Here is a 437-nt window from a genome sequence, read left to right as displayed (position 1 = left end):
CAGTTAATTACTTCACTTAAGAATCGTCCATTTTATCATCTGTTGCACAGGAAAGAGGGCCAGCTCCCGGACGAGAAATGTGACGCCCTGCCGCTGCGGGCAGAAAAACTGTCTCTGCCGCAGAGCGGGGATTCAGACCTGGAGGTGGCGCAACGGGCAACCGGGGTCATCCGGCTGGCTACCCTGTGTGCTCAGTCGCAGAAAAGAATCCTGGAGCTGGAAAGGGAGCTTGCCTCGCAAAGTGAGGAGCTCGTTGACCTGCAGGCACATCCCTTTTTTAACCTGCGGGATAAATACCGCGGCCAGATCCTGTTCTGGGGATGGGGGATGGGTTTTCTGTGCTTTATCTACTGGATGTTGGTGTCATGAATGTTCCCGTTCCATAGCCACCCACTGAAGAGGAGTGAAACCTGTGCCCGAAAATATCGTGTCTACCG

1 protein-coding gene is annotated in these 437 nt (G+C 54.0%); it reads left to right on the top strand.

What is annotated here, in order from left to right:
- Positions 1-369, top strand: a 369-nt coding sequence (locus ACFP3V_RS21880; protein ID WP_380586009.1) for a hypothetical protein, incomplete at its 5' end; no start/stop codon positions are given.
- Positions 370-437 lie beyond the last annotated feature (68 nt).

Source organism: Streptacidiphilus monticola (genome assembly GCF_042658505.1).
In the GTDB taxonomy this organism is placed as follows: Bacteria; Actinomycetota; Actinomycetes; order Streptomycetales; family Streptomycetaceae; genus Streptacidiphilus; species Streptacidiphilus monticola.
The sequence above is the reverse complement of the archived record's forward strand: the minus strand, read 5'-3'. Positions and strand labels throughout refer to the sequence as shown.